Genomic DNA, 25885 nt, shown 5'->3' with positions numbered 1-25885 from the left:
CTCAGCCCAGCTGCTGCAGCACCGACTGCGTGGCCTTGGCGCGATTGAGCGTATAAAAGTGCAGCCCTGGCGCACCGCCATCGAGCAGGCGGCGACATAGCTGCGCTACCACCTCGGTCCCCAGCGCACGCACCGACTCGGCGTCGTCGCCGTGGGCCTGCATGCGCTTGGCGATCCAGCGCGGAATTTCCGCGCCACACATCTCCGAAAAACGCCTGAGCTGGCTGTAGTTGGCGATCGGCATGATGCCGGGCACGATCGGTACACTCACGCCCAGCTTGCTGGCGTCGTCGACAAAGCGGAAATACGCGTCCGCGTTGAAAAAATATTGGGTGATCGCGCCGTTGGCACCCGCGTCGACCTTGGCTTTGAAGTGCAGCAGATCCTTCAGCGCGCTGTCCGCCTGCGGGTGGGTTTCCGGATAGGCGGCAACCTCGATATGGAAGTGATCACCGCTGTGCTGGCGAATGAAAGCCACCAGCTCGGCGGCGTAACGAAAGTCGCCAGGCGTCGCCATGCCGGAAGGCAGATCGCCGCGCAGCGCGACGATTCGCCGATAACCGGCGTTCCGGTAATCGTCCAGCAAGGCCGACAGTTCGGCGCGACTGCCGCCCATGCACGAGAGATGTGGCGCGACCGACAATCCGTGAACCTTGTTGAGATGCTGCACCGTTTCCGTGGTGTAGCTCAGGGTCGATCCGCCTGCGCCGAAGGTGACGGACGCGTATTCCGGCTGGTGAGTTTTCAGTGACGCGGCGGCGCGATCCATCTGCGCACGCTGTTCGTCGGTCTTCGGCGGAAAGAATTCAAAGCTGATCGCAGGCATTGCGGTCGTTTCCTGAGAGGTGCGCAGAGGGTAAGTATATATCTCTGTCTCGCGATGAAGGGATATTAGCCGCAACATCCCGCCGACATCGAAGTCTGAAGCCGGTGACCTCGATGTCGGCACAGGTCAGCTCTTGCTGCTGACGCCGTGCAGGGCGCCGATATGGCGCTTGACGATCAGCACCGTCTCGGCGGCGAAAGCTTTCAGATCCGCGTTTTGTCCGGTCTTGGCCTCCTGAGCGAAAGCCGCACCATCCAGCGCGTGAATGGTCTTCATCTCCGCGATATAGGCATCGTCGAATGCCTTGCCGGAAAGCGCGTTGAGCTTGGCGACCCTGGCGGTGAAGCCTGCATTGAGATCGGTGGAAAAATCGTCGCCGTTCGACGAAGCGATCGACTTCAGCTTGCTGCCGACCAGCTCGTGATCGTGAACCTCGGTATTGGCCTGGTCTTTGACGTCCTGCGCGCTGGCCTTGTCTTCGGCGACCTTGCTCGCGGCGACTTCGAACATGCCGCCCTGCGAAACCTTGGCCACGAAGGCCTGGTCGCCCTTCGAGAGCGCGGGAGTGTCGGCAAAGGAGACTGCGCTGGCGATCAAGCCGAATGTGAAGACGGCACCAGCGAGCGTGGCGATTTTTTTACGGGATGCGTTCATGGGTCTTTATCCTTGGTCGTGGGGAAGGGGCTTGCTCAGTGCTTGCGCGAAAAAACGATACGCACCGTATTGTTCGCATCGTGCGTGTGAAAATCGCCGCATGTCTGGTCCGCGCCCCGGAATTCGGTTGTCTCCAGGCTCTCCGCCGTACTCCCTGCGACTTGTTGCCCATAAAAAAGCCCGCCTTTTCAGGCGGGCTTCGTGTCTCTCACGAACAGGCAGAGATCAGTAGCGGTAGTGCTCGGGCTTGTACGGGCCGTCCTTGTCCACGCCCAGATACTCGGCCTGTGCGGGGGTCAGGGTGGTCAGCACCACGCCGATCTTTTCCAGATGCAGGCGCGCGACTTCCTCGTCGAGCTTCTTCGGCAGGATGTAGACCTTCGCCTCGTAGTTGTCCTTGTTGGCCCACAGATCGATCTGCGCCAGTGTCTGATTCGAGAACGAGTTGGACATGACAAAGCTCGGGTGGCCGGTGGCGCAGCCGAGGTTGACCAGGCGGCCTTCGGCCAGCAGGAAGATCGCGCGGCCGTCCTTGAAGGTGTACTTGTCCACCTGCGGCTTGATGTTGAGCTTGACTACGCCCGGGAAGTTGTTGAGCGCGTCGACCTGGATCTCGTTGTCGAAGTGGCCGATGTTGCAGACGATGGCCTGATCCTTCATCTGGCTCAGATGCTCGATGGTCAGCACGTCCTTGTTGCCGGTGGTGGTGACGTAGATGTCGCCGCGGCCCAGCGTGCTTTCGACGGTATTGACCTCGAAACCTTCCATCGACGCCTGCAGCGCGTTGATCGGGTCGATCTCGGTCACCACGACTCGCGCGCCGTAGGCACGCAGGCTGTGGGCCGAACCCTTGCCGACATCGCCGTAGCCGCAGACCACGGCGACCTTGCCGGCCAGCATCACGTCCATCGCGCGCTTCAGGCCGTCGGCCAGCGACTCGCGGCAGCCGTAGAGGTTGTCGAACTTCGACTTGGTCACCGAGTCGTTGACGTTGATCGCCGGCACCAGCAGCGACTTGGCCTCGACCATCTGGTAGAGGCGATGGACGCCGGTGGTGGTTTCTTCGGAGACGCCCTTCCAGTCCTTCACCACGGTGGTCCAGAAGCCCGGACGCTCTTTCGCCACGCGCTTGAGCAGGTTCTTGATCACGCCTTCCTCGTGCGAGGAGGCCGGTTCGTCGACCCACTTGGAGCCTTTCTCCAGCTCGTAGCCCTTGTGAATCAGCAGCGTGACATCGCCGCCATCGTCCACCACCAGCTGCGGGCCGAGAAACTTGCCGTGCCCGTCCGGAAAGCTGACCGCTTCCAGCGTGCAATCCCAGTATTCCTCCAGCGTCTCGCCCTTCCAGGCGAACACCGGGGTGCCGGTGACAGCGATCGCGGCGGCGGCGTGATCCTGAGTGGAAAAGATGTTGCACGAGGCCCAGCGCACGTCGGCGCCGATGTCCTTCAGCGTCTCGATCAGCACGGCGGTCTGGATCGTCATGTGCAGCGAGCCGGTCACGCGCACGTTCTTCAGCGGCTTGGCGGCGGCGTATTTTTTGCGGATCGACATCAGGCCCGGCATCTCGTGCTCGGCGATGTCCAGTTCCTTGCGGCCCCAATCGGCCAGGGAAAGATCGGCCACTTTATAGTTGGCCACTTCGATTTCTTTGCTGACAGCGTTCATGCATTGTCTCCGGTTAGTGCGAATGCCTTCGCGTGTGTTAACCGGGCGCCGTTGTGAAGCTTGCCGCACCGAGCCTGGCCGTTTGAACGGTCGCAGCGCCCCTCGGCGGGCAGGGAAGTTTTTTATTATAGCCGACCACAGCGCGGCGTTGGGTTGGTAGTCTGGTCACCTACTGAACGGAGTTGTCCATGCAAGAAGGCCGTGAAACCGAACCTCTGCCGCACGACGGCCCCCTGCACGACGACGTGAGCCGACTGGGTACGCTGGTCGGCCAGATGCTGGCCGAGCAGGGTGGCGATGCCTTCTTCGAGCGGGTCGAGTCGGTGCGTCAGGCCGCGATACAGCGCCGTCGCGAGGGTGAGTCGGTCGACGCTCTGGCCGGCACGCTGGCCGGCCTGCAGCCGCACGATGCCGAAGCCCTTGCGCGCGCATTCGCCACGTATTTTCAGGCAGTAAACATTGCCGAACGCGTTCACCGCATTCGCCGCCGTCGTGAATATCAGCGCGATGGCACATTGCCGCAGCCCGAGTCGCTGCTGGATGTGCTGACCCGGCTCAAGGAGCAGGGCGTCGGCGCCGACGAGCTCCTGGGCTGGCTCGATCACATGCAGGTAGAGCCTGTTTTCACCGCGCATCCGACCGAAGCGGTGCGCCGGTCGCTATTGGAAAAAGAGCAGGCGATCGTGCGGGCGCTGATCGACAATTTCGATCCCACGCGCACGCCGCAGGAGCGCCGCGAGGACGACGACCGTATTTACATGGCGCTGTCGTCCGGCTGGCAGACCGCCGAAGCCTCGCCGGTAAGGCCCACCGTGCAGGACGAGCACCACCACGTCGGGTTTTATCTGGCCAATCCCATCTATCGCATCGTGCCGGCGGTGTACGAATCGCTGGCGCAAGCGCTGAAGACGGTCTACGACGTGGAAACGCCGCTGCCGCAGCTGCTCAGCTTCGCCACCTGGGTCGGCGGCGACATGGATGGCAATCCCAACGTCGGCGCGACCACCATCGCCGCCAGTCTGGCCACGCAGCGCGCCCATGTGCTGGAGCATTACGTGGAAGATCTCGGCACACTGGCGCGCCTGCTCAGTCAGACCGACCAGCGTGTGCACGTCGACGCGGCGCTTGCGCAGCGTCTGGCGGATTATCGACAGCGCTTTCCGCAGGCGGCGGCAAGCATTCGTCCGCGGCATGCCGACATGCCCTATCGCAGCCTGCTGATCCTGATGCAGGCACGCCTACGGGCAACCGAAGACGATGTGCATTCGGAAGGCTATACGTCCCCGAAAGCATTGCAGGACGATCTGGAAATCATCGCAGGCAGCCTGATCGATCATCGCGGGGTGCATGCCGGTGCGTATGCGGTGAAGCGGTTGATTCGGCGTGTGCGCACCTTTGGTTTTCATCTGGCGCGGCTGGACGTGCGGCAGGATTCGCGCGTGCACGACGAGGCTCTTGCTGCGCTGTTCAACGATTCCGACTGGCTCTCGCGCGATGTAGCCGATCGGGTGATGCGACTGCAGCCGTTCGCCAGCGGCGAGCGTTCGTTCGGTGTGAGCAGCGACGCCAACGCGCAAAGCCTGCACGATGTGTTCGACACCTTGCGCGATGCGCGTACGCGTTACGGCACCGATGCGATCGGGCTATACATCATCAGCATGGCACGCTCGGCCGCCGATGTGCTGGCGGTGCTGGCGCTGGCTCGCTATGGCGGCCTTGTCGCTGCGTCCGATACATCGCCGGAACATGCGCGCGATGGCAAAACGCCAAACGTGCCCATCGATATCGCACCCCTCTTCGAAACCGTCGACGACCTGAAAAACGCGCCGGCCACCTTGCGTGCGTTGCTCGATGATCCGTTATACCGCGAGCATCTGGCGGCACGCGGTAACCGACAGTGGGTGATGCTGGGCTATTCGGACAGCGGCAAGGATGCCGGTACGTTGGCTTCGCGCTGGGGCCTGCAGCGCGCCCAGCTGGAGTTGCTGGAACTGGCGCAGGCGGCCGGGATCCGGCTGGCGTTCTTCCATGGCCGCGGCGGTTCGGCCAGCCGCGGCGGTGCGCGCATCACCCCCGCGTTGATGTCGTCGCCGCGCGGTTCGGTGGCCGGTGTGCTGCGGGTCACCGAGCAGGGTGAGGTGATTCATCGCAAGTACGGGATCCGCGCGCTGGCGCTGCGCAATCTGGAACAGACGGTGGGCGCCGTGCTGCGTGCCAGTTTGCGTCCGCGCGAAACGGAGTTGCGCGAAGATCGGTGGATTGAACAGATGGGTCGGCTTTCCGTGAAAAGCCGCCAGGCCTATCGCGAACTGGTCGATCGCGAGCATTTTGTCGAGTATTTCCGCACGGCCACGCCGATCGACGTGATCGAGCGCATGACGCTGGGCTCGCGCCCCGCCAGCCGTCGCAGCATGCGCGGTGTACAGGATCTTCGTGCGATTCCCTGGGTGTTCGCATGGACCCAGTGTCGCTCGATCATCACCGGCTGGTACGGTCTGGGCTCGGCGCTGGAAAGCGGAGCGGAAGAGTTCGGCGAGGAGGCCCTGGTCGAGATGGCGCGTGACTGGCCGTTCTTCATCAACATGCTCGACGATGTGGAAATGGTGCTGGCCAAGTGCGACCTGGATATTGCCGAAGCCTTTTCGCAGCTTGCCGGTCCGCTGCACGATGATTTTTTCGGCTTGATACGCGCCGAGTTCGAGTTGACGCGCCGCTGGCTGCTGCGCCTCAAGGGCAGCGACGCGCTGCTCGATCGTGCGCCGCGGCTATCGCGATCGATTCGCCTGCGTAACCCCTATGTGGATCCGATGAGCCTCATGCAGGTAGACCTTTTGCGGCGCTGGCGCGCTAGCGATCAGCAGGACGACACGCTGCTGGCGGCCTTGGTCGCCTGCGTCAACGGCGTTTCGCAAGGTCTGCAGAATACCGGTTGATGATCGGTCCCCGGTATTTCCTTTAACAGTCGGCTCGATGCCGCAGTAACGTTCGGCGACAGAGCGCTATGCCTCGTCGTCCGGCTTTTTCGAGCGTTTCGCGCGCGGGATCGATCAGAGCAGCGGCTTGCCGGTGGCCTGCGGCAGCTGTACGCCTAGCAGCTTGGCCAGGGTTGGCGCGATGTCGCGCATGTCGATCTGGCCGAGCGATTTGCCGGCCGGGATGCCGGGGCCGGCGATCAGGAAGGTCGCGTTCATTTCAGGATGCTGACGCAGATAGCCGTGGGTGCCTCGCTCATGCGGCGTATCGATCAGCGGAGAAAGTGGGGTGCTGGCGCTCTCATAGCCGAGTTTCATGCCGACATAGAACGATGCCTGCGGATTGCCGCCCTGTTCGGCGATCTCTTTCGCATCGAGGATGCGCTCGATGCCGAGCTGCGGATCGGCCGCCAGTTTGTCCAGCAGCGCGCGTACCCGTGCCTGCAAGGCCTTGTCTTGCGGATGGTGAAGCACGATCGCGTAGGAGCCGCCGTTCGGCCACGGGGTAGCCTGCCAGTCGGTCACGATCGGTTTCGCGTCCGGCTCGCCCTGCTTGGGCTTGGCCAACGTGATCAGGCCGGCCTGGATGAACGGCTGAAACAGGTTGATGTCGTGCTGCACCGACGCGAAACCGTGGTCGGATACGATTGCGACCACGGTATGCGGGTCGTTCTGCGTCACCTCGCGACGCAGCTTCCCGATGACCTGGTCGAGTCGGCTCAGGTCCGCGTTAGCCTGTGGACTGCCGGGGCCGTATTCGTGTTCGACGGCATCGAGCGAGTTGAGGTGAAGGGTCAGCAGCTGGGGATGTTTGTGCTGCCAGATCCAGGCGGCGTATTCGGCACGGCGCGCGTCGTCCTCGGCGGTATAGGACTTCACTTGCGGGTAGACCCCGAGTGCCTGGTCGGCCTCGTCCAGCAGGCCCGGCGTGGAAACCGCGCGCAGCAGCTTGCGGTCGTCGTCGGCACCGGATCGCCACAGCTCCGGCAGGTTGTCATCGACCGGCGCCCCGACGCTGACCGGCCACATCAGGCTGGCCGTCTTGCCGCCCTTGTCGTGCACGGCCTGCCACAAGGTGGTGACATGGATGTCCTGCGCGTACCAGTTCCAGCCGTGATCGTTTTTCCACTCGGGGTCGAAGGCGTAGTTCGAGTAAATGCCGTGTACCGCCGGGGCCACGCCGGTGACCAGGGTGGTATGGCTCGGATACGTGACGGTTGGCGTGACGCCGGTAACCCCGGTCGCATAGCTGCCTTCGTGCAGAAAGGCGGTCAGCGCGGGCAAGCTGAGCCCGCGCTGTTTGGCCTGCAGCACATCATTGGCACGCAAGCCGTCGATCGACACCATCAGCACCGGAGCGTCGGCGATCGCGGCGGTACTGATGAAGACACCGACAACGGCGAGCAGAGACAGAAGACGGCGAGGCCGGCGTGGATGCATATGAATTCCGTGACGGTTGGTCGAGTTGCCCGCTCGCATCGGGTGCGGGCAAGGCCAAACCGCCATTGCATCAAAGCCATGTGACAAGGTGGTGAAGCCGAATGGCTTCGGCGTTTCTAGCTGTCGAGTTCCGTCCAGCGTTTGTAGGCCGCATCCAGTTCCTGCTGCATCTTCGCGACGGCTTCGTTGGCCTTCGTGATAGCTGCACTTTCCTGTTTGAAATAGTCGGCCTCTGCCATCGCATCGCTGTGGGCAGCAATGCCGTTCTCGAGTTGCTCGATGCGCAGCGGCAGCTGCTCCAGCTCGCGCTGTTCCTTGAAGCTGAGCTTGCGTTTTGGCGCACCTGGAGCGGCAGCGACCGCAGCCGGTGCCGCTGCCGGCTTGCCCGCAGCGGGCGCGGACGTTTTCACGCCTGCGCGCTGTCGCAACCAGTCGCTGTAGCCGCCGACGTATTCGCCGATCTGACCCTGGCCTTCGAGCACCAGCGTGCTGGACACTACGTTGTCGAGAAACGCGCGATCGTGCGATACCAGCAGCAGGGTGCCCTGATAGTCGGTGAGCAGCTCTTCCAACAGTTCGAGCGTTTCCACGTCGAGATCGTTGGTCGGCTCATCCATGATCAGCAGGTTTGATGGCTGCGCGAACAGCTTGGCCAGCAGCAGGCGGTTGCGTTCGCCGCCGGAGAGTCGGGTGATCGGCGCTCGCGCTCGCTCGGGCGAAAACAGAAAGTCCTGCAGATAGCCGACGATGTGCTTGCGCTGGCCGTTGAGTTCGATGAACTCGCGACCCTCGGCGACGTTGTCCAGCGCGTTGAGCTTGTCGTTGAGCTGCACCCGGTGCTGATCGAAGTACGCGATCTGCAGGCTGGTACCCAGTTCGGCCGTACCGCGTTCGGGCTTCAGATCGCCGAGCATGATCTTCAGCAGCGTGCTCTTGCCGGCGCCGTTGGGGCCGATGATGCCGATGCGGTCGCCGCGCATGATGGTGGTGCTCAGATCCTCGATCAGCACGCGGCCGCCGAAGGACTGATGCACGTGTTCCAGATCGATGACCTTTTTGCCGGAGGATTGCCCGGTTGCCAGCGCCATCTTGGCGTTGCCGGTGAGGTTGCGCCGCTCGGCGCGCTCGTTGCGCAACGCCTTCAACGCGCGCACGCGGCCTTCGTTGCGGGTGCGACGCGCCTTGATGCCCTGGCGGATCCATACTTCTTCCTGCGCCAGCTTTTTGTCGAACAGCGCGTTGGCCTGTGACTCGGCGTGCAGGCGCTCCTCGCGGCGACGCAGATAGTTGTCGTAGTCGCCCGGCCAGTCGGTCAACGCGCCCCGATCGATCTCAACGATGCGCGTGGCCAGCGCACGCAGAAAGCTGCGGTCATGCGTGACGAAGATGATGCTGCCGGCGAACTGCTTGAGAAAGCTTTCCAGCCAGCCGATGGCTTCGATATCGAGATGGTTGGTCGGTTCGTCCAGCAGCAGCACGTCAGGCTTGCGCACCAGCGCCTGGGCCAACAGCACGCGGCGCTTCATGCCGCCGGAGAGGGCGCAAAAATCGGTGTCGGCCGGCAGTTCGAGCTTGGTCAGCACCTCGGTGACGCGGCGGTCCAGGTCCCAGCCGTGCTGGGCCTCGATCTGCGTCTGCACTTCACCGAGCGCGTCGAAATCGGCCTGGGTGTTCAGCTCATGCAGCAGGTGGTGGTAGCGCGCCAGCAGATGACCGAGATCGCCGAGCCCCTCGGCGACCACGTCGAACACGCTGCCGGAAGTGTTCTGCGGCACTTCCTGCGCCATGCGCGCGATCACCACGCCGCTCTGCACGCGCACTTCGCCGTCGTCGGCATGCAGCTCGCCGGCGATCAACTTCATCAGGGTGGATTTGCCTTCGCCGTTGCGGCCGACGATGCAGACACGCTCATTCGCCTCGATCGACAGATCGACGTGTTCGAGCAGGAGAGGGCCGCCGATGCTGAAGTCGACGCGTTGCAATTGGATAAGTGACATGCCCCATTGTAGCTGCAGCGCAACAAACACGGCGGTTGGATCTTTCGGACGAACCGGGAATTTGCGCCGGGGCGAGCATTCGAGCGTGCATGCCGCATCGGCAGCAGCGAATTAGCACACCTGAACCTGGCGAATGTTATAAATTTATATCTAACAGCCACTTGGCCGGCTTACCTCACGCACTGCTTCTGGATATTGCGGCCGCTTGCCTATACAGTTACCTCACGCGGGACTTCGCCGCGGCTCTTAATTCAGTGGGGAAGCCACGTTGTCCATCGCATCCGAAAAATCAGGCCGGTTGTTCCACCGGCTGCGGGGAAGGGTTGCGGCGACGGCATTTGCCGCACTTGCCATGGTTGCCGGTGCGGTCCATGCCGGCGGTTACGGAGCCATCGTCATCGATGCGACGACCGGCAAGGTGGTGGAGTCGGTCAACCCTAACGACCAGATTCACCCCGCGTCGTTGACCAAGATGATGACGCTGTACTTGGCTTTTCAGGCGTTGCAAAACGGCAAGCTGAAGATCGATCAGCAGCTGCCGGTTTCTTCGTGGGCAGCCAACAAGTCGCCGACCAAGCTCGGACTGCGCAATGGGCAGACGGTATCGGTCGAGGATTGCATCCTGGGCATGGTGACCAAGTCCGCCAATGATGCTGCCACGGTGGTCGCCGAAGGTCTCGGCGGTTCCGAAGCCCATTTCGCCGAAATGATGACCGCTCAGGCGCGCCTGCTCGGAATGACGGACACGTATTTCAACAATGCCTCGGGCCTGCCCGATCCTGATCAGCTGACCACGGCGAACGACATGGTCAAGCTGGCCATGGCCCTGTATCGCGATTTCCCGCAGGACTCGCATTACTTTGCCACCAAGGAATTCGTGTTTCGCGGGCAGATCGTGCACGGTCACAACCATTTGATGGACCGCTATCCCGGTATGGACGGCCTGAAAACCGGCTTCACCGATGCGTCGGGCTTCAATCTCGCCTCGACCGCCGTCAGGGATGGACACCGTCTGTTCGGCGTGGTGCTCGGCAGCCGTACCGCTGCCGGTCGCGATCAGTTGATGGCTCGCCTGCTGGACGACGGTTTTGCGAACCAGCAAACGCCGGCGACTCTGGTCGCGCAGGCGGCGGGTGTGCGCGAGAACGCGGCGATGAAGATGCTGGCGGCGCTGTCGCCCATCTCCACGGCGCAGGCCGATACCTTGCCGGCGACGCGTTCGCTGCCAAAACGCAGCCGGCACGGTGCGAAGAGAGCTCCTGTCGCGCTTGCACGTCAGGATCGCCGTCACGGCAAAGCGGCGCCGACAGTGCTCGCCCGCCGCAGCGGCACGAGCCGCGCGGCAGCAGCGTCAACCTGTCCGCGCCGCGGCGCGCATTCGCGCAGCAACTGCCCGCAGCAGCGTCGCAGCACCGGTGGCACGAAACTGGCCTACCGCAACAGCGGCAAAAAAGCGCCGAAGCTGGCCCAGCTCTAGTCCAGATCGAGTCGCGCGAATCGCCGGCGATATGGCCGACTGAAATAACAAAACCCCGCGGTTGCCCGCGGGGTTTTGTTTTGGCGAACGCGCCGCGGACGATTACTTGCGGCCGGCGACGGCCACTTTCTTGTCCAGGCCTGCGTCGGCGCGCAGCGCCTCGGCCTTGTCGGTCTTTTCCCACGAGAACGTGGTGTAGCTCTCGCCGTCCGCGCCCTTGACCAGCTGCGGGATGCGGCCGAAGTGGCCGTTGCTCGCGGTCTGCTGGTACATCGGGTGGATCAGGTCGAGCATTTTGATGATGCCGTAAGGGCGCAGGTCGAAATGCTTGCGGATCAGCTTTTCGATCTTGTCGTCACCGATCTTGCCGGTGCCGAAGGTGGTGACCGAGATCGAGGTGGGCTCTGCCACGCCGATGGCGTAGGACACCTGGATTTCGCAGCGGTCGGCGAGGCCGGCGGCGACGATATTCTTGGCGACATAACGCGCGGCGTAGGCGGCCGAGCGATCGACCTTGGACGGATCCTTGCCCGAGAACGCACCGCCACCGTGACGAGCCCAGCCGCCGTAGGTGTCGACGATGATCTTGCGGCCGGTCAGGCCGCAGTCGCCCACCGGCCCGCCGATGACGAACTTGCCGGTCGGGTTGATGTGGAACTTGGTGCCCTTGTGCAGCAGCTTGGCCGGCAGCACGGGCTTGAGGATCAGCTCGCGCACGCCTTCGATCAGGTCTTTTTGCTTCACGCTCGGGTCGTGCTGGGTCGACAGCACAACGGCATCGATGGCGACGGCGACGTCGTTCTCGTAGCGCAGGGTGACCTGGCTTTTCGCATCCGGGCGCAGCCACGACAGCGGCGAATTCTTCTTTTTGCGGACCTTGGTCTGCTGCTCGACCAGGCGATGCGCGTAATGGATCGCGGCCGGCATGTATTCGCTGGTCTCATTGGTCGCATAGCCAAACATCAGGCCCTGGTCGCCGGCGCCCTGTTCTTCGGGCTTCTTGCGGTCCACGCCCTGGTTGATGTCCGGCGACTGCTTGCCGATCAGGTTCAGCACGCCGCAGGTTTCGCCGTCGAACCCGACATCCGAGGAGTTATAGCCGATATCCACGATGACCTTGCGGGTCAGTGCTTCCAGATCGATCCATGCGCTGGTCGTGATTTCGCCGGCAATGATCGCCACGCCCGTCTTAACCATGGTTTCGCAGGCGACGCGGGCGCGCGGGTCCTGCGCGAGGATGGCGTCGAGGACGGCGTCGGAGATCTGGTCGGCGACTTTGTCCGGATGGCCTTCGGAGACCGATTCGGAGGTGAACAGGTGGCTGGACATCGGGTTTATATCCTTTCGTTCGGATAGAGAGATAAAAGAGGTCGAGCATGATACAACGCCAGGTGCCTTTTTGCAGCCCGAGCCCGTTTAGCGTACGGCGGGATTGGGCGCGTGTTCAGCCGTTTGGACGGCTGTTCAGCGTTTGGCGGAAACCCAGCGGCCATCTGTGCCGAAGAATAAGCGACATTGATGACAGGCGGCACCGCGGGGATTCTGCCATGCCGATGGCGGTGCCATGTGAAAAACAGCCTCCCGCCCGTAGGCCGGGCGGGAGGCTCGCATCGGCTACGCTCAGGCCAAAAGCTTCAACTCGGCACGCAGCTGCCTGGCACTGTGCACCATATGCTGCAGCGCCTGTTCTACCTCGGGCCAGCCGCGCGTCTTCAGGCCGCAGTCGGGGTTGATCCAGAGCTGCTCCGGTTGAAGCACGTCCAGCGCCTTGTGCAGCAGCTCGAGCATTTCCGAGGCATCCGGCACGCGCGGCGAGTGGATGTCGTAAACGCCGGGGCCGATGCCGTTGGGATAGCGGAAGCGCACGAACGCGTCGAGCAGTTCCATGCGCGAACGGCTGGTTTCGATCGAGATCACGTCGGCATCCATCGCGGCGACCGCTTCGATGATGTCGTTGAACTCCGAGTAGCACATGTGCGTATGGATCTGCGTGGCGTCGCGCACGCCGCCGGCCGTGATACGGAAACACTCCACCGCCCACGCCAGGTACGCCGGCCAGTCCGCGCGACGCAGCGGCAGGCCCTCGCGCAGTGCCGGCTCGTCGATCTGGATCACGCGGATGCCGGCGCTCTCCAGATCGTGCACTTCGTCGCGCAGCGCCAGCGCGATCTGCCGGCATACCGTTTCGCGCGGCAGGTCGTCGCGAACGAACGACCACTGCAGCATGGTGACGGGCCCGGTCAGCATGCCCTTCATGGGTTTGTCGGTCAGCGACTGCGCGTATTGCGACCAGCGCACCGTCATCGGCGCAGGCCGCGCAACGTCGCCGAAGATCACCGGCGGTTTCACGCAGCGCGAGCCGTAGCTCTGCACCCAGCCCAGCTTGGTAAACAGATAGCCGTCCAACTGTTCGCCGAAGTACTCGACCATATCGTTGCGCTCCGGCTCGCCGTGCACCAGCACGTCCAGGCCGATGTGCTCCTGAAAACGAACGACGCGTTCGATTTCCGCCTCGAGCACCGCGTCGTAGCCGGCGTCATCGAGCTGGCCCGCACGATGCGCGGCGCGGGCCTTGCGCAGTGCGTCGGTCTGCGGAAAGGAGCCGATCGTGGTCGTCGGCAGCGGCGGGAGCATGAGTGTTTCGGACTGAACGACCTGACGCGTGGTATACGCCGACCGGCGCAGCGGCGCCTGCGGCCCAAGCGTACGCAGGCGCGTTCGCACTTGCGCATCGACAACGCCCGGTGCATGTGCCTGGGCATCCAGCAGCGACTGCTGCGCGGTCAGCGCGGCGCTCGCTTCCGGAACGCCGGACAGCGCATCGACGTAGATCCGCAGCTCTTCGAGCTTTTGCCGGGCAAAGGCCATCGATACCAGACGCGAGGGATCGAGCGTGGTCTCCGCCTTGAGATCGATCGGCACGTGCAGGAGCGAACACGACGGCGCGACCCACAGACGTTCGCTGCCGACGCGTGCCTGCGCCTTTTTCAGCAGTGCGGACACGCGTTCGGGGCGACTACGCCAGATATTGCGCCCATCGACCACGCCAGCGCTGAGTACGCTGCCCTCGGGCAGCGCATCGAGCACGGCATCGAGCTGTTCCGGCGCGCGGACCAGGTCGATGTGCAGACCGTCGACGGGCAGGCCGGTCGCCAGCGCGAGATTGTCCCCCAGCGCGCCGAAGTAGCTGGCCAGCAGCAGCTGCGGCGTACGCGCGGCAGCCAACGTAGCGTACGCCTTGCGATAGGCGGCATGGTCGTCGCCGTCCAGATCGAGTACGAGACACGGTTCGTCCAGCTGTACCCACGCCGCGCCGGCGTCGGCCAGCTGCCCGAGCAATTCGGCGTAGACGCGGACCAGATCGTCGAGCAGGGCCAGGCGATCGCTGCCGTCGACGCTTTTGGACAGCAGCAGAAACGATACCGGCCCCAGCAGCACCGGTCGCGCGGTATGGCCTTGCGCCTGCGCTTCGCGGAATTCGGCCAGCGGCTTGTTGGCATTCAGGGCAAAGTGCTGGCCGGCCTCCAGTTCCGGCACCAGGTAGTGGTAATTGGTGTCGAACCACTTGGTCATTTCCAGCGCGTGCAGATCGTGACCGCCGCGCTTGTGGCCGCGGGCCATGGCGAAATAGCCGTCCAAATGATTTTCATCGAATACCGGCCGATAGCGCGCCGGTATGGCATCGAACAGCACGGCGGTATCCAGCACGTGGTCGTACAGGCTGAAGTCGTTGCACGGCACCACGTCGGCACCGGCATCGACCGCCAGCCTCCAGTGCCGCCGCCGCAGCATCGCGGCGGTGTCGAGCAGCGCCTCGGCGCTGCTGTCGCCGCGCCAGTGCGATTCGAGCGAGCGTTTCAGTTCACGTTTGAGTCCGATGCGTGGAAAACCGGAGTAAGTAACGAGTGACATAAAAATTCCTCTTGCATGATGGGCAAAGAGGAACGAAGGGTGGTCGGCAACCGCGCCGCGCCGTTGACCTTCGCCCCCGCGGGCGAACCGGCGCTTGCGCGGGGCGTGCGAAGACAGCGCGTGGGCCGCAGACACGGCGACGCGACGGCTCCGGTGTTTCCCCGCGGAAACGCCAGGTCGGGCGGAAGTGCGTTGCCGCGCTTCCGGCTGAGGCAGGTATTCGGGCTCGTGGACGTTGCGCTTGCGCCTACTGTCCGCCGCTTCCCGGGCTATTCGCCCAGTGCGTGTGACGGAGTTCGTTTCCACCTACCGCTGCGGGGCAGCGCCGGCTTGGTACCGGCTTCCCTTTTCATTTCATCTCTCCATTCGCATAGAAAGATGAAAACCTTCAGCGGGGCTGAAGTTAGTCCGGTGTCGGGCTCAAGTCAATGAGGCGGTGGCGTCAGCTGTGACTCTGACCAGCTTCGCGGCGCTGTACGGCTCGCTTGCCCCGTGGGCCACCGCTCTTCGTGCTCGTGAATAAAGCGGACGATGTCGGCCAGCGTCGGTGCGTGATGGCGCAGCGGTCGCGACAGCGCGAACAGCAGCGGCGAGTGGCCGATACCTGGGTACAGCTTGAGGCTGACGTCCTCATGTGCCGCCAGCAGGGTCTTGTCCAGCGACAGCGCATTGGCCGGATCGACTTCATGATCGCCGGTGCCCTGCAGAAGCAGCATCGGTGGCTCGTGCCCGCTGACGTAGCGAACGGGCTGCGCACGGGCCTGCTCGGCCAGCGTGTGGCCGAAGGTGCCGAGCATGTCTTTTTCGCTGGCGGGAATCGGCATGAAATCGTAAACCCCGGCCAGCCCGATACATCCGGCCAGATCGCGCGGCTGCATACCGTACGGCTTCAGCCATTCGGGATCGGTGCTCAGCAAGGCTGCGATTTGGCCGCCGGCCGAGTGGCCCATCACGAAGAGGTCGTTCGGATCGCCGCCCAGTTCGGTGGCATGGGCATGCGCCCAGGCCACCGCCCGAGCGCCGTCCTGCATAAAACCATCCATGGTCACCTGAGGGTATTTGCGGTAGTCGGGTATCACTACCAGGATGCCTTTTGCGGCCAGCGCCGTGCCGACAAAGCGATACCACTGGCGTTTGCCGTGGGTCCAGTCGCCGCCGTAGAAGAACACCACCATCGGCGCACGGGCACTGGTCGGCTGCCCCGTGTTTGCCGGCAGATAAACGTCGAGCGCCAGATTGTGCGGGGCATCGAACACGATATTGCGCTGCTGATCGATGCCGCGATGCTGGTCTGTGCTGTTGAGTCCGGCGAACAGCGTGGCCCGACAGCCGCCGAGCAGCAGGCTGGCCAGCAACGCGCCGTGCCGCAGCCACCATAACAAGCGGTCGGAAGGCGACAGGCGCAACGTCATCGTCGACAAGCGTGATAACCGCGGTGGATGGGACGCCGATGATGCGCCGATCCCGTCGCAAGTGGTTGCGACGCTTGCGATACGACGGCGCGTTCAGGCGGCCAAACGCACGCCTGCACTCAATGCTTCGAAATAATCCCGGGTCAGCCGCATCTGCGCCTCGGCCGATTCGGCCTGATTGACGACCTGCCGAAACGCGACGTTTTCCGGCCGATCCTTGGCATACCAGCCCAGATGCTTGCGCGCGATGCGCACGCCGGCCAGCTCGCCGTAGAAGGCGTAAAGCTGTTCGAGATGACCGAGCAGAATCGTGCCGACTTCCGACGGCTTCGGCTCGGGCAGCAGTTCGCCGGTGGCGAGATAATGCGCGATCTCGCGGAAAATCCACGGCCGCCCTTGCGCGCCGCGGCCGATCATTACCGCGTCTGCGCCAGTAATATCGAGCACGTGGCGGGCCTGTTGCGGCGTGCCGACGTCGCCGTTGGCCAGCACCGGAATGCGCACGGCCGCTTTCACCGCGCGAATCGTGTCGTATTCGGCCTCACCCTCGTACTTGTCGGCACGGGTGCGGCCGTGCACGGCCAGCGCGGCGATGCCACTGTCTTCGGCGATATGGGCAATCGTCAGCGCGTTCTTGTTCTGGCGGTCCCAGCCCGTGCGTATCTTAAGCGTCACCGGCACATTCACCGCCTCGACCACGGCGCTGACGATACGTGCCACCAGCGGTTCGTCCTGCAGCAGGGCAGAACCGGACCAAACGTTGCACACCTTTTTCGCCGGGCAGCCCATGTTGATGTCGATCAGCTGGGCGCCATTGGCAACGTTGAAGCGCGCCGCTTCGGCCAGCATCGTCGGGTCGTAGCCGGCGATCTGCACGCTGACCGGCTCCGGTTCGCCGGCATGGTCCATTCTTTGCATAGATTTGCGCGTGTGCCACAGGCGCGGGTCCGCGTTGGTCATTTCCGACACGGCCAAACCGGCGCCCAGCCGTTTGCACAGCAGGCGGAAAGGCTTGTCGGTGACGCCGGCCATGGGAGCGAGCACTACCGGCGGATCGATGCGGTAAGGACCTATCTGCATAAGCCCATTGTAAAGGTCGCGCCGGCATTCGTCCGGTTGACTATCATGAAGCCACGGGCACCTGAGAGATGAGTAGTCGATGACGCGGGGAATCAGGGGGCTGGCTTGTGTTCTACTGGCATCGATATGGCCGGTGCTGGGCATGGCCGCTGCACCGATGAACAGCCTGCGCGGTCGCGCAGTTGACGACCCCCACGGTTTGATCAGCGACGTGCGGACGCAGTTGGATCGTTCGGGCTCGGCTCTGAGTGCGGCGCAGGAAAGGGCGCTGCTGTGGGGCATGGGTACGGCGGCCATCAACGCCAACGACGATGCGGCGTTTGCCGAAGCCACCCTGCGCCTCGATGGTCTGGCGAGCGCCAGCAACGATGCGGTGGCCACGGCCGCGGCAGGCTTCCTGCGTTCGCGCCACGACATCACCAACGGTACGGGCGATGGTATGGGCGAGGCATTGCGCGCGGCGGACAAGGTGCTGGGCAACGCCGATCCCGAACTGGTCGCCTGGGCGCGCTTTCAGCTGTGCGATGCCTACACGCTGGACGAAAAGCCCGATCGTGCGCTGCCACTGTGTCGTCAGGTCAAAGGCGACTATCAGGCGCTGGGCGACGAATGGGGCGTCGCCGACGCCGAGAACGACGAAGGTCTCGCGCTGGCCACGCTCAATCGAGTCGATGAGGCGGCCAAAGCCTACGAAAGTTCGCGCCGTCATTTCATGGCGACCGGTGGCGCGCGCATGGCGGTGTCCGTCGGCGACAATCTCTCACAGATGTATCTGAAGCAAGGCCGCGCGCGCGAAGCGCTGCAGCTGTCGCAGACGTCCTTGAAGCAGGAGCTGGCCGACGGACGCATCAGCGACTCGATCGACTCCAACACGGATATCGCCCGCGCGATGGCAGCGTTAGGCGAGCATCGTCAGGCCTATGCGTTGATGAAAGCGACAGTCGCCAAGGCCCGCGCTGCTGGTATGAACGGCCAGCTGAGCGACCTTCTGGAAGTGGAAAGCAATCTGGCCGAGCAAGCCGGCGACCTGCGCCAGGCGCTCGCCGACGAGCGCGAAGTCGTCAAATTCGAGAACGCCACCAACACGCCGGCGCTGCGCGCGATCGAGGCGGAGCTGGAGCAGCGCTACGCCGCACGCGAAAAGGAGCTGCGCATCAACGATCTGGAGCGCACCAATCGTGATCAAAACCTGGAATTGAAAACAGCGCAGGCCGAGGCCGCGCGGCGCGACGAAATGCAGCGTCGCCAGAAGCTGGCCAATCTCGTGGTCACCATCGTGGCGGTCGGGCTGGTGCTCTTTGCCGGGTTGCTGTTCATGCTGCTGCGTGGGCAGCGCCGGCATGCGGCAGAACTGCGTGCGCAGGCCTTGTGCGATCCGCTGACCGGCATTGAAAACCGCCGCGCGTTTCAGCAACGCGCCACGGCGTTGCTGACAAGTCATCGCGATATGCGCGATCCATTGCACGTATTGATGCTGATCGACTTCGACCACTTCAAGCACATCAACGACACCGTCGGTCACCAGCAGGGCGACCGGGTACTGGTGCTGGTCACTGACTATCTGCGCCGCGCCATCGGCGCCGCGGGTCACATCGCCCGCATCGGCGGCGAAGAGTTCATCGTGCTGTGCCCGAAGCTGGGTGCGGAGGACGGCATGCGGCTGGCGGAAACCTTGCGAGCCGGCGTTGCCGCGCTCGCGCTGCCGGTCGAGCTGGGCGTGTCGCAGATCACCATCAGCATCGGCGTCGCGCTGTTCGATGGCGAGCGCTGCCACGACGTATCGAGCTGGATGCGCGCGGCGGACACCGCGCTGTACTCGGCGAAGTCGTACGGTCGCGATCGAGTCGTGGCCAGTACGCTGGTATCCTGACGCCCTTCATTCTGCGGACGCCCGATCATGCTGCGCAAATTCCTTTGCGTGTTGCTTCTACTCCCCGCGCTGGCTTCGGCCCACCATTCGCAAAAACATGAGGCCGACGACAGCTCCCGCGGTCTGCGCAACGTCATCGTGCTGATCGTCCGCCACGCGGAAAAACCCGAGCAGAGCGATGGTCCGAACAGCAGGGGGCTTACGCCACGGGGCGAGCAGCGCGCCGAAGCGTACGCAAATTATTTCGACCCGCTGCGCATCGACGGTCAGACGCTGCAGCCGCAGCGCCTGATTGCCACCAGCGACAGCAAGAACAGCGAGCGCCCGCGGCTGACGCTGACGCCGCTTGCCGCGCGTCTGCAGCTTCCGCTGGAGCAGCCTTTCGCCGACAAGCAGGTGGACAAGCTCGTCGAGTCCTTGCGCCGGCAGAACCAGGCCGCCATCGTGCTTATCGCCTGGCATCACGGTGAGTTGGGCAACCTGATCGACGCGTTCGGCGGCGATCTGAAAACCCTGGTCGGGAAGGACAAATGGCCTAGCGACGTTTACAACTGGCTCATCGTGCTGCGCTTCGACGATCGCGGCCAGCTGATGCCGTCGAGCAGCCATCTGGTGCAGGAACATCTGCTGCCTGGCGACTGATCAGTCGGCGATAGCGCCGGTCGCGGTATCCCGGGCGCCGTGCGGATGTATCACGGCGTTGCGATCATGACGGTGCTTGAAGATCAGCGAAAACAGCACCGCCACGGCCAGCGCGTAAAGCGCGAACGTGATCCAGATACCGTGCCAGTCCTTGCTGCCATCCGCGCGGATAAACCAGGCGTCGATGATCAGGCCGCTGAGCGAACTGCCCAGCACGGCGCCGATGCCGTTGGTCATCAGCATGAACAGGCCCTGCGCGCTGGCGCGTATCGCCGGATCGCTCTGTCCCTCGACGAACAGCGAGCCGGAAATATTGAAGAAGTCGAACGCCATGCCGTAGACGATGCACGACAGCACGATCATCCACAGCTGCGGACCGGGATTGCCGTAGGCGAAAAGCCCGAAGCGCAGCGTCCATGCCAGCATGCTGATCAGCATCACCGTCTTGATGCCGAAGCGCTTCAGGAAAAACGGAATAGCCAGAATGAACAGCGTTTCCGACACCTGCGAGATCGACATGATGATCGCCGGATAGCGCACAGCCATCGTGCCCTTGTACGTGTCCACCGTAGCGAAATCGTGCAGAAACGTATCGCCATAGGCGTTGGTCAGCTGCAGCGCCGCACCCAGCAGCATCGCGAACAGAAAAAAGATCGCCATCTTGCGATCGCGGAACAGCTTGAACGAGGTCAGCCCCAGCGTATCCAGCATCGATCGGCCACGCAGCTGGCCCAGTTTGGGTCGGCACGGCGGTAGGGTGAACGCATACGCGCCCAGCAGCAGCGACGCGCCCGACGCGACATAGAACTGGCCGGTCGTCGTTTCCAGATGCAGCAGGCTCACCACCCACAGCGCCGCGATGAAACCGATGGTTCCCCACACGCGGATCGGCGGATAGTCGATCACCACATCGCGCCCTTCAGCCTTCAGCGCGGAATACGCCACCGCGATCGATAGCGATATCGTCGGCATGTAGCACATCATGTTGAGCAGCATCACCCAGAAAAACGTCGTCGGGTTGTCGATCAACGGCGTGGCAAACAGCACCGCTGCGCCGCCAAGGTGAAGCAGGCCGTAAAGTTTTTCCGCATTGATCCATTTGTCGGCCACCATGCCCATCAGCGACGGCATGAACAGCGAAGCGATACCCATCGTCGAAAAAATCGCACCGAACTGCGCGCCCGACCAATGCCGGTTCTGAAACCAGTAGGCGCCAATCGTGATCAGCCACGAACCCCACACGAAAAACTGCAGAAAGTTCATGGCGATCAGGCGCGACTTGATACTCATCGATTCCCCATAAGTGGTTGCTTTGCCTCACCACACGCTGTCTCTATGTCGCGGCACAGGCCGGACAGACTTTATTGGCTGAAGGGTAGAGTGTGCGGCAGGCAAGGGCAACCGGCGTCGGCGCTAGGCAGGATCGTAAGCTCATCGAAGGTTTCGCTGAGTCGCCGACCACTGCCATCATCGGCGTGCGCGACTGCCCGGTGATGACGATCCAGACGAATGGAGGACCGGTCGCGCGCTCGCGCGCGCGGCCGATGCCTTCAGCCGGCCATAGTAGCGTCCCGACAAGGGGGCGCGTCTTGGCCTGTATCACTATCGTCCTATCGCGCCATACCCGGGGCCGACTGCACCGGCGCCGTGATGGGCGGCGGTGTTTGCACCGGTTCCTGGTGCACCGCCTGCGCCGCTGCGCTGCTTTTGTCGAGTGGCGTGTTCACCGCCTCGGCGGTCGGCACAAAGGCGATCTGTCGCAGCGGCGAATCCGGTCGGGCTTGCACGGCAAAGGCGTGCGAGCCGTCTTCGCTGAGTACGACGGTGTCGATGGCAGTCATGCCCTCGCGCTTGGCGACGACGACCAGCGAAGCAGCCAACTGGTCGCTCTGCAGATCGGGGACGCGGCCCATGCTGGCGTCAAGCTTGTGCACAGCCATGCGTGCCTGTTCGTACAGCGCATGATCGGGATTTTTTGGATCGGTGAGATCGGGCGGAACGTGTTTGGCCTGTGCGTGGTGAATAGCATCCAACGTCTTCGTGCCGGCCACACCGTCCACGGTCAGGCCGTGATCGTGCTGGAAGCGTTCCACCGCGTGGCGGGTATCGATACCGAAGTGGCCGTCGGCTTGGAGAGGCTGGCCGTGACCGTCCTTGTAGCCGAGCTTGGCGAGGTTGGTTTGCAAGGTGCTTACGTCGGCAGCATGGTCGCCTTGCGTCAGCACGCCATGGGGGGTGGACTGCGCACGTTGCGCCGGAAGTTTCACGTCATGATTCATCCACTGACTCAAACGATCGCGATTGCGTGTGATGTCGTGCATGTAGTCGTAGTTGCTAGTGCCATTGCTGTCGCGAATGACGCGGCCGCCTTTTACAGCCGCTACGGCGCCGCCATAACCGGCGATATGTCGCGCTTTCAGGAAGCCGGCAACCTTGGCGGGATCATCGCCTTCCTTGAGTACGCCATTGGTGACTGCCTGCCGATAGGCCTTGTCGCTATTGATCTTGAAGGCGCCGTCCTGCAAGTCGGCAGACGCTTTGTACTTCTCTAGGCTCAGGCCGTTTTTCCAGTTAGTCGGGTTGTCCAGAAACTTGGTCATGCCGCCGTCGGATGCCCAGGCCCATTCGCTGCGGTAGCCCTTCATGGCGTCATGCAGCTTGTTCTGATCGATATAGCCGGCGTCTGCCAGCCAGCCGGCTCCCGCCTGGTATCGACCGACGTAACCCTGGCGGTTGGTGATCGCCAGATCGCCACCGTTGCTTTCGGTCAGGACGGTCGATGCGACCAGTCGGCGGGTCATCGCGTCGTCCAGGCCGGCGATGTTGCCCTGGTTATATGCATTCGCAGTGGCCACTGCGTTATCTCGTCTATCAGCCATGATGCTGTCCTCTTGGATATGACGGTGGATGGAAGGTTGTCGTTAGGCGGCCGAGTGCTCCTTGCAACGCATGGCCGCGATGCGCTGAGTGGGTTTGCTGCGGTAGAACACGAATGTGGTGGTGCCGGGCCCTTGGTTGCCGCCGTCCGCGTCGACATAGGTTTCGGCATAGATCGGCGTGGTGGTCCCTAAGCTGACCTGAAAAAAGGCGTTCTTTTGCATATTCGTGGCAGTGGTGCCGTAGTCCAGCGCACATTGATCGGCGATGAGCTGTATCGTTGCGTCCATGCTCAATTGCCGCTGGATGATGTCCTGTGTGTTGTCGCTGGGATAGAACTTCAGCAGGGCAACCGATTGCACTGTATCGGCATTACCGTTGAGGGTGACGCCCACATTGCCCTCGTTGTCTTTCTTGGTGCCGGCTTCGGCGCCGAGCTTGCCGTCCGGCACGTCGACGATGCCAAAGCCGGAGAGCAGCAAATGACCGCTGCGGTCATGTGTCATGTCCGGTCCGGTCGAATCGGGGTTTTCCAGCGGTTTGGGGTCGCGCCACTGCACACCCTGCACGGCATCGAACGAAGGCCACGAGGCTGCTTCTTGAGCGGAGAATACATTCAGCAGATTTTGCAGGGGAGACATGGCGCGCTTTCCTTGTGCGGGTATAGATGACCTTGCAAGAGCAGCAGAGAGCGATGGCGATGGCGATGAAGCGGAAGATATCCCCGTCGGCGGCTTCTCTTGAGCAGACGCTGTGTCTGCGGTCTTGTTCGCATTGCAGGAAACCAGACCAGTGCACAGGGCGAGAAGGCAGAGGCAGTGTAAGCGGATATTTTTCATGGTAACGGTCTGTTGAATTCGCGCTATATCCAGTGCTGTCGTATACCTTTCTTCAGCGGCTGATCATCAGTGTGGTGCCGGCACGTCCGAACCATCGCCGTTCCCTTTCCACGAACCGCTCTTGATGGCCTGCGGGCAAATTGCCTCATACTGAGTCAGCGAGGCGGAGTCGTCGAACGACCACGTCCTGCCGTATTCGGTGGGTGGATCGCATACGGGGTTCATGGTGTACGTGCCGTTGGACGGATCCAGCGGCCACCAGCATCCCTTGAGCCACTCGGCGGGGACGAACTGTCCTTGGGTACAGAACAGGAAGGGGTCGCTCTTACGGTAGGTGAGCCCGCCATAGGTGACCTGGGCTGCCGCCGGCAGGGCGAAAATTAGGGCAATCATTGCGATCCAGTGTTTCATGCGAGGTCCTTTCTGGTCAGCATGGTAGATGTTTGCAGTGCGCGGTCGATATTCGGTCGTTAGCTTCCGAACGATGTGGTCAGTGTTGTCGCGAATTTGAATGCGCCTGGATTATTTACCGGACTCGCTCGGCCATACTGCAGCCGCTGTAGACGATCTTGCAACCAGCTTCACCGCAATACTTCATTGCGTCTGATTTTGCCAATGATTCAGTGGGTGCTCCTGCAGTTCCATGCTGATTGGAACCCCAAGCCACTGCCGCGCATTGATTGTGGTAGGCAAGTTCAAGTTTGCAGCGCTTTGCTCCGTGCGAAGTACAGTCGCTCATGGAGGCTTCAATAGCTTCAGATCGGCTCGCGCGTCCCGAAACAGTACCCGCATCTCCAGTGTCTTCAGCGATGACAATGGCTCCCCACCGGTCAGCCCATACCGGCTGCGGCTGCGGCGCCGGCTGCTGACTGGCGTTTCCTTGATAGCCTGGCATACCGGGGGCATCAGGCGGAACACATCCGCCGCCGCCCGTATCAACACCCGTTGAGCATTGCGACCACGCCAGCGGCGCGTATAGACAAGCCACTAACGCGGCGGATATGGCAATAGACTTCATGATTATTGACCTCCCGATGGCGATGATGGCGGTTGTCTTTGTGGAATTTGCTCATTGGTTGCACCGGCAAATGATGGTGTTCGATTTGCGAAGGTATTGGTTTGCTGGTTACCAGTGGTACCGCCCAATCGGCTAGGATCGGTCGGCGGGGGCAACGAGCCGGGCACCGAACTGGGCGGCATGCCGGACGCCTGCTGTTGTCGGCCGCCGCCCTCACCGATATGGCCGAAGGGAGAATACGTGGCGATCTGGCCCAAGGTGCCCTGGAAGAACGCCGCGGCCATGGGGGGGGCGCTGATGATCAGCGTGGTGAGAATCAGTCCGAGTCCGCCCTGCTGCATGGACATGGAGTTGATGCCGTCGGTGGTGGTGCCGGTGGCCATGGACGCCAGGTAGTTGGCGGCAAAGGCGGCCGAGACGGCGGCGACCATCTTCATGGCGATGCTGACCATGACGCTGAGCACGCCCAGGGAAAACAGCGTGCCCATGCCGTAGAACAGCCACTTGCTGAAAAACGGCTTGGTTTGCGGAAACAGCAAAGTCAGAATGAACAACGGCCCGAAACCGATGAACAGGGCCAGTGCGATCTTGTTGAGCAGCAGCATGCAGCCGGCGATCAGGCCAGGCCCGGCCACGCCGATGCCGGTGAACCACTTGTCGCGATCCTTGTCCGCCTGGGCGGCGTCGTTGCCGCCGGTATCGAGACTGTCCACGAGGGCCATGCTGCCCTGCATGACGGCGAGGTTATTGTCGATGCTCTGGAAGGCGCTCTGGTCGGAGCCTGTCACCATCTTCGTGATAGTGGTGGACATGCCATCACTGAGCGTGAAATAAAGCTGCGACGAGCCAACGGCCATGCTGGTGGCCAGACCGATGATCAGCACGGCGCGCAGCGAATCGCCGACCAGGGCCATCATCGGTTCACGCGACTGGCCGGTGACGATGCGAAAGCCCTGAATAAGTATCCAGAGGGTCAGCAGCAGCAACGCGATAGCGCCGACCCACTGGGTCGTACTCTGCAAGAGGTTCCACTGAAATATGTCGATTTCGGTGCGGATGAAGTCGTTGATCGTCTTGAAAAAGACGAATTGTGTTGCATCAGCGGCACCGGCAAGAGGATCGGTCAGCGACGTCAGCATGTGCAAATCCGTGATTACGGCACTCATAAGTCGCCCTTCCTTGCAGGACATAGCGATGCGCG

18 protein-coding genes and 2 riboswitches are annotated in these 25885 nt (G+C 62.8%); of the genes, 4 read left to right on the top strand and 14 right to left on the bottom strand.

The genetic code is table 11. The annotated features are described in order from the left end of the window. Position 1: 1 nt before the first annotated feature. The 3 genes from metF to ahcY all read right to left on the bottom strand — a co-directional run bounded on the left by metF (position 2) and on the right by ahcY (position 3148). Positions 2-826 (bottom strand): methylenetetrahydrofolate reductase [NAD(P)H], encoded by an 825-nt coding sequence (metF, locus tag HDE78_RS07190; RefSeq protein WP_179477847.1) that lies wholly within the window; start codon positions 824-826, stop codon positions 2-4. Between the two features lie 126 nt (positions 827-952). Further along, entirely contained in the window at positions 953-1480 is a 528-nt protein-coding gene (locus HDE78_RS07185) for a DUF4142 domain-containing protein (protein ID WP_179477846.1), read from the bottom strand. Positions 1481-1705: 225 nt separating this feature from the next. Continuing rightward, positions 1706-3148, bottom strand: coding sequence for an adenosylhomocysteinase (gene ahcY / locus HDE78_RS07180; protein WP_179477845.1), 1443 nt, complete (start codon positions 3146-3148; stop codon positions 1706-1708). 36 nt (positions 3149-3184) lie between these two features. Beyond that, positions 3185-3258, bottom strand: a riboswitch (S-adenosyl-L-homocysteine riboswitch). A 78-nt stretch (positions 3259-3336) separates the two neighbouring features. On the opposite strand from ahcY, the gene ppc reads away from it, so the two are divergent. After that, positions 3337-6081 (top strand): phosphoenolpyruvate carboxylase, encoded by a 2745-nt coding sequence (ppc, locus tag HDE78_RS07175; RefSeq protein ID WP_179477844.1) that lies wholly within the window; start codon positions 3337-3339, stop codon positions 6079-6081. A 114-nt stretch (positions 6082-6195) separates the two neighbouring features. On the opposite strand, the gene HDE78_RS07170 is transcribed toward ppc, so the two are convergent. Together HDE78_RS07170 and HDE78_RS07165 are read right to left on the bottom strand one after the other, a co-directional pair. Then, a complete protein-coding gene (locus HDE78_RS07170; RefSeq protein WP_179477843.1) occupies positions 6196-7560 on the bottom strand; it encodes an ectonucleotide pyrophosphatase/phosphodiesterase in 1365 nt (454 codons plus the stop codon). Positions 7561-7676: 116 nt separating this feature from the next. Next, positions 7677-9557, bottom strand: coding sequence for an ATP-binding cassette domain-containing protein (locus HDE78_RS07165; RefSeq protein WP_179477842.1), 1881 nt, complete (start codon positions 9555-9557; stop codon positions 7677-7679). 268 nt (positions 9558-9825) lie between these two features. Here HDE78_RS07165 and HDE78_RS07160 point away from each other — a divergent pair, with 268 nt between their 5' ends. Further along, positions 9826-11034, top strand: a complete 1209-nt coding sequence (locus HDE78_RS07160; protein ID WP_255457681.1) for a D-alanyl-D-alanine carboxypeptidase family protein — start codon at positions 9826-9828, stop codon at positions 11032-11034. A gap of 102 nt (positions 11035-11136) precedes the next feature. Here the strand turns inward: HDE78_RS07160 and metK are convergent, their stop codons facing one another. The 4 genes from metK to dusB form a co-directional block, all read right to left on the bottom strand. Then, complete coding sequence (gene metK / locus HDE78_RS07155) at positions 11137-12363, bottom strand: methionine adenosyltransferase (RefSeq protein WP_179477841.1); 1227 nt, start codon at positions 12361-12363, stop codon at positions 11137-11139. Positions 12364-12654: 291 nt separating this feature from the next. After that, positions 12655-14946, bottom strand: a complete 2292-nt coding sequence (gene metE / locus HDE78_RS07150) for a 5-methyltetrahydropteroyltriglutamate--homocysteine S-methyltransferase (RefSeq protein ID WP_179477840.1) — start codon at positions 14944-14946, stop codon at positions 12655-12657. A 193-nt stretch (positions 14947-15139) separates the two neighbouring features. Next, a riboswitch (cobalamin riboswitch) is annotated at positions 15140-15351 on the bottom strand. A 20-nt stretch (positions 15352-15371) separates the two neighbouring features. Then, complete coding sequence (locus tag HDE78_RS07145) at positions 15372-16358, bottom strand: alpha/beta hydrolase (protein WP_179477925.1); 987 nt, start codon at positions 16356-16358, stop codon at positions 15372-15374. Positions 16359-16451: 93 nt separating this feature from the next. Further along, a complete protein-coding gene (dusB, locus tag HDE78_RS07140; protein ID WP_179477839.1) occupies positions 16452-17438 on the bottom strand; it encodes a tRNA dihydrouridine synthase DusB in 987 nt (328 codons plus the stop codon). A gap of 79 nt (positions 17439-17517) precedes the next feature. On the opposite strand from dusB, the gene HDE78_RS07135 reads away from it, so the two are divergent. Next, positions 17518-19308: a diguanylate cyclase gene (locus HDE78_RS07135; protein WP_179477838.1), complete on the top strand. Its 1791-nt coding sequence runs from the start codon at positions 17518-17520 to the stop codon at positions 19306-19308. A 27-nt stretch (positions 19309-19335) separates the two neighbouring features. After that, positions 19336-19950, top strand: a complete 615-nt coding sequence (locus HDE78_RS07130; RefSeq protein ID WP_179477837.1) for a flagellar basal body-associated protein FliL — start codon at positions 19336-19338, stop codon at positions 19948-19950. On the opposite strand, the gene HDE78_RS07125 is transcribed toward HDE78_RS07130, so the two are convergent. The 5 genes from HDE78_RS07125 to HDE78_RS07100 form a co-directional block, all read right to left on the bottom strand. Next, positions 19951-21240: a nucleoside permease gene (locus HDE78_RS07125; protein ID WP_179477836.1), complete on the bottom strand. Its 1290-nt coding sequence runs from the start codon at positions 21238-21240 to the stop codon at positions 19951-19953. A 320-nt stretch (positions 21241-21560) separates the two neighbouring features. Next, positions 21561-22829: a peptidoglycan-binding domain-containing protein gene (locus HDE78_RS07120; protein WP_179477835.1), complete on the bottom strand. Its 1269-nt coding sequence runs from the start codon at positions 22827-22829 to the stop codon at positions 21561-21563. A gap of 42 nt (positions 22830-22871) precedes the next feature. Then, a complete protein-coding gene (locus tag HDE78_RS07115; protein WP_179477834.1) occupies positions 22872-23468 on the bottom strand; it encodes a hypothetical protein in 597 nt (198 codons plus the stop codon). 264 nt (positions 23469-23732) lie between these two features. After that, positions 23733-24077, bottom strand: a complete 345-nt coding sequence (locus HDE78_RS07110) for a hypothetical protein (RefSeq protein WP_179477833.1) — start codon at positions 24075-24077, stop codon at positions 23733-23735. Positions 24078-24686: 609 nt separating this feature from the next. Then, complete coding sequence (locus HDE78_RS07100; protein WP_179477924.1) at positions 24687-25823, bottom strand: type IV secretion system protein; 1137 nt, start codon at positions 25821-25823, stop codon at positions 24687-24689. Positions 25824-25885 lie beyond the last annotated feature (62 nt).

It is taken from the genome of Rhodanobacter sp. K2T2 (assembly GCF_013408815.1).
In the GTDB taxonomy this organism is placed as follows: domain Bacteria; phylum Pseudomonadota; class Gammaproteobacteria; order Xanthomonadales; family Rhodanobacteraceae; genus Rhodanobacter.
The sequence above is the reverse complement of the archived record's forward strand: the minus strand, read 5'-3'. Positions and strand labels throughout refer to the sequence as shown.

What these genes read in the sequence shown, in the direction of transcription:
- metF (WP_179477847.1), bottom strand. Translation starts at nt 826, where the DNA reads ATGCCTGCGATCAGCTTTGAATTCTTTCCGCCGAAGACCGACGAACAG.
- HDE78_RS07185 (WP_179477846.1), bottom strand. Translation starts at nt 1,480, where the DNA reads ATGAACGCATCCCGTAAAAAAATCGCCACGCTCGCTGGTGCCGTCTTC.
- ahcY (WP_179477845.1), bottom strand. Translation starts at nt 3,148, where the DNA reads ATGAACGCTGTCAGCAAAGAAATCGAAGTGGCCAACTATAAAGTGGCC.
- ppc (WP_179477844.1), top strand. Translation starts at nt 3,337, where the DNA reads ATGCAAGAAGGCCGTGAAACCGAACCTCTGCCGCACGACGGCCCCCTG.
- HDE78_RS07170 (WP_179477843.1), bottom strand. Translation starts at nt 7,560, where the DNA reads ATGCATCCACGCCGGCCTCGCCGTCTTCTGTCTCTGCTCGCCGTTGTC.
- HDE78_RS07165 (WP_179477842.1), bottom strand. Translation starts at nt 9,557, where the DNA reads ATGTCACTTATCCAATTGCAACGCGTCGACTTCAGCATCGGCGGCCCT.
- metK (WP_179477841.1), bottom strand. Translation starts at nt 12,363, where the DNA reads ATGTCCAGCCACCTGTTCACCTCCGAATCGGTCTCCGAAGGCCATCCG.
- metE (WP_179477840.1), bottom strand. Translation starts at nt 14,946, where the DNA reads ATGTCACTCGTTACTTACTCCGGTTTTCCACGCATCGGACTCAAACGT.
- HDE78_RS07145 (WP_179477925.1), bottom strand. Translation starts at nt 16,358, where the DNA reads ATGACGTTGCGCCTGTCGCCTTCCGACCGCTTGTTATGGTGGCTGCGG.
- dusB (WP_179477839.1), bottom strand. Translation starts at nt 17,438, where the DNA reads ATGCAGATAGGTCCTTACCGCATCGATCCGCCGGTAGTGCTCGCTCCC.
- HDE78_RS07135 (WP_179477838.1), top strand. Translation starts at nt 17,518, where the DNA reads ATGACGCGGGGAATCAGGGGGCTGGCTTGTGTTCTACTGGCATCGATA.
- HDE78_RS07130 (WP_179477837.1), top strand. Translation starts at nt 19,336, where the DNA reads ATGCTGCGCAAATTCCTTTGCGTGTTGCTTCTACTCCCCGCGCTGGCT.
- HDE78_RS07125 (WP_179477836.1), bottom strand. Translation starts at nt 21,240, where the DNA reads ATGAGTATCAAGTCGCGCCTGATCGCCATGAACTTTCTGCAGTTTTTC.
- HDE78_RS07120 (WP_179477835.1), bottom strand. Translation starts at nt 22,829, where the DNA reads ATGGCTGATAGACGAGATAACGCAGTGGCCACTGCGAATGCATATAAC.
- HDE78_RS07115 (WP_179477834.1), bottom strand. Translation starts at nt 23,468, where the DNA reads ATGTCTCCCCTGCAAAATCTGCTGAATGTATTCTCCGCTCAAGAAGCA.
- HDE78_RS07110 (WP_179477833.1), bottom strand. Translation starts at nt 24,077, where the DNA reads ATGAAACACTGGATCGCAATGATTGCCCTAATTTTCGCCCTGCCGGCG.
- HDE78_RS07100 (WP_179477924.1), bottom strand. Translation starts at nt 25,823, where the DNA reads ATGCTGACGTCGCTGACCGATCCTCTTGCCGGTGCCGCTGATGCAACA.